The organism is Mycobacterium sp. (assembly GCF_049673265.1).
Taxonomy (GTDB): Bacteria; Actinomycetota; Actinomycetes; order Mycobacteriales; family Mycobacteriaceae; genus Mycobacterium.
In genome coordinates, this window is the sequence record NZ_JBATXN010000536.1 from 1 (window position 1) to 2,443 (window position 2,443).

A 2,443-nucleotide genomic window follows, 5' to 3' on the forward strand; every position below is an offset into this window, starting at 1 on the left:
CTGCCGCGCACCATGCTGCGCTTCGCCGGTGGCCGCGAGATCACGCTGGGCGACCTGGGCGCCAAGCAAGGCATTCTTGGTGGCATCAACGCCGTGATCGTCGGTAACTACCTGACCACGCTGGGTCGCCCGGCAGAGGCCGACCTGGAACTGCTCGACGACCTGCAAATGCCGATCAAGGCGCTCAACGCGAGCCTGTAGAACGTAATTGATGGTCCGCGACGATCTGCCGGCGCCGGTCGGTGCCGGCATCTACAACGTCTATACAGGCGATCCGGCCGGCAGCATCGTCCCGACCGCCGCCCAGCTCGGCCTGGAGCCACCCCGGTTCTGTGCCGAGTGCGGCCGCCGGATGGTCGTACAGGTCCGGCCCGACGGCTGGTGGGCCAAGTGCTCGCGGCACGGCCTGGTGGACTCGACCGACCTGGACGCGCGTCGATGACCGGCCCGGTCGGCCTGCAGCTGCCGGCGCCGCCACGGACTTCGCGGCGGCGTGCGGTTTTCGTCATCGCGGCGGGGCTGTTAGTCGCTGGCGTGCTCGTCGGTGGCCTGTGGGCGTGGATAGCCCCACCGATTCACGGTGTAGTGGCGCTGACCCATGATGGCGACAGGTTGCACGACTATTTGGGCGACGAGCCCGAGAAATTCTTCGTCGCTGCGTTCCTGATGCTCGGGCTGTTGAACGTCGTCGCCGCAGTGGCAGCTGTGCTGGCGTGGCAGTGGCGGGCCCACCGAGGGCCGGCGATGGTGACCGGGCTGTGCGCCGGCATGGTTGTCGCCGCCGCGGCCGCCGTCGGAGTCGGTGCCTTGCTGGTGCATCTGCGTTATGGCGCAGTGGATTTCGCCGCAGTGCCGGTGAGCCACGACCACCCGGTGTACTACTTCGTCGAGGCGCCGCCGGTGTTCTTCGGACGCACTCCGTTGCAGATCGCCTGCACGCTGCTGCTGCCCGCGAGCGCCGCCGCCCTGGTGTACGCGGTACCGGCCGCGGCAACCGCACGCGATGACCTCGGCGGCTATCCCGCCGTCGACCCGGCGAGTCCGCTAACCGCGAAGGAGCCGAGTTCTACGCCGTCATAGTGGGCGGCGCGGCACCCGCTTCCCTCTGATCACCTTCCCGGCAATGACCGCCAGGCGAGCCATCCCGACATAGGTGGCCGGGTTGAACATCGTCGGCCACTTTGTCCGGACCAGATGATCGCTCAGCGGCCTGCGGGCGAACCGGTCCTGCAGCCAGCGCAGCGTCATCGGCGCCGAGAGCGGATGCAACAGCAGGTGCTCGTTGAACGCGTCCCGGTGGTAGGTGACGTCGGCGCCGCCCGCCGAGTAGGCGTCAGCCAGCCGGTCGATGTCGTCGACATCGATGAGGTAGTCGTGCACGGCCTGGACGATCAGCACCGGCGGCGTGGGCACCTTGGCGCCCAGTCGGATGCTGTCGAAGACGTGCTGCACCTCCGGCATCGTGAGGACTTCTTCCAGCGGCCGGTCCAGATAGACACCGACGTCCTTTTTCGCCATCCGCAGCACGGCCCCAATCGTGGTCATGCTCTCGAGGCTTTTCAGCAACGCCTGCCCCTCGTCGTTGGCGTGCTTGCGAATCACTCGGTCCAGGTCCGGATAGATGTGCGCCAGTGCGGCGATCACCATCGCGGGCAAACCAGCCAGGTAGGTGCCGTTGAGCCGGCGGAAGGTGTGGCCAAGGTCGCCGACGGGTGATCCCAGCACGGCTCCGACGATGTCCAGCTCCGGGGCATAGTCCGCACACAGTTCAGCGGCCCAGGCAGTGGCTAATCCGCCGCCGGAATACCCCCACAGTGCCACTGGGGTCGAGCCCCCCCGTGCCGACTGGGAGAGGCCGAGCCGCTCGTAGCTCAGCGCGGCCCGCACCCCGTCGAGAATGTAGTAGCCCGGCTCGAAGGGTGCGCCCCACATTCCGTTGCGGCCTTCGTGGTCGGGTATCGAGACCGCCCAACCTTCCGCGAGTGCAGCGGTGATCAGCAGAAATTCCAGCTGCGCCAGTGAGCCGATGGCCTTGGCGCGTCGCCGCAACGCATACGAGGGAAAACAACGGGAGGCCACCGCGTCGATCGCGCACTGGTAGGACAGCACCGGGCAGGGCCGGTCCGGGGTGGCGTCCGGCGGCACGATCACCGTGGTCACCGTCGCGTCGGGCTCGCCGTTCATGTTCGTCGTGCGGTACAGCAGCTGGGTCGCCATGACCGGCTGCGGTATCAGACCCAGAAAGGCCAGCTCGACATCCCGCGATCGCAGCACGGTGCCCGGTAACGCGTGCTGGTAACCGGGGGGCGGGTCGTAGAACAGGTCTTTCGAAGGCAGGATGGGGCGGGCTTTGGGCCGCAACTCCTCATGCGGTGCACAACCGATCCATTCCGCGCCGGTCGTGGTTGCGAGGCTGCCAATGTCCATCGGAGCATTGTTGCTT

General features: G+C 67.5%; 3 protein-coding genes and 1 pseudogene. 3 read left to right on the plus strand and 1 reads right to left on the minus strand.

Going from position 1 to position 2,443, the window contains the following annotated elements; genetic code table 11:
• The 3 genes and pseudogenes from WBF82_RS18375 to WBF82_RS18385 all read left to right on the plus strand — a co-directional run.
• Positions 1-201: pseudogene (locus WBF82_RS18375) on the plus strand (biotin synthase BioB); the annotation flags it as partial.
• Positions 202-211: 10 nt separating this feature from the next.
• Complete coding sequence (locus tag WBF82_RS18380; RefSeq protein WP_424384389.1) at positions 212-442, plus strand: hypothetical protein; 231 nt, start codon at positions 212-214, stop codon at positions 440-442.
• Entirely contained in the window at positions 439-1,080 is a 642-nt protein-coding gene (locus tag WBF82_RS18385) for a DUF2567 domain-containing protein (RefSeq protein ID WP_424384390.1), read from the plus strand. Before WBF82_RS18380 ends, WBF82_RS18385 begins: the two co-directional genes overlap by 4 nt.
• On the opposite strand, the gene WBF82_RS18390 is transcribed toward WBF82_RS18385, so the two are convergent.
• Positions 1,075-2,427, minus strand: a complete 1,353-nt coding sequence (locus WBF82_RS18390) for a lipase family protein (protein ID WP_424384391.1) — start codon at positions 2,425-2,427, stop codon at positions 1,075-1,077. The two genes, WBF82_RS18385 and WBF82_RS18390, sit on opposite strands and share 6 nt — an antisense overlap.
• Between the last annotated feature and the right edge of the window lie 16 nt (positions 2,428-2,443).

What these genes read in the sequence shown, in the direction of transcription:
- WBF82_RS18390 (WP_424384391.1), bottom strand. Translation starts at nt 2,427, where the DNA reads ATGGACATTGGCAGCCTCGCAACCACGACCGGCGCGGAATGGATCGGT.
- WBF82_RS18380 (WP_424384389.1), top strand. Translation starts at nt 212, where the DNA reads ATGGTCCGCGACGATCTGCCGGCGCCGGTCGGTGCCGGCATCTACAAC.
- WBF82_RS18385 (WP_424384390.1), top strand. Translation starts at nt 439, where the DNA reads ATGACCGGCCCGGTCGGCCTGCAGCTGCCGGCGCCGCCACGGACTTCG.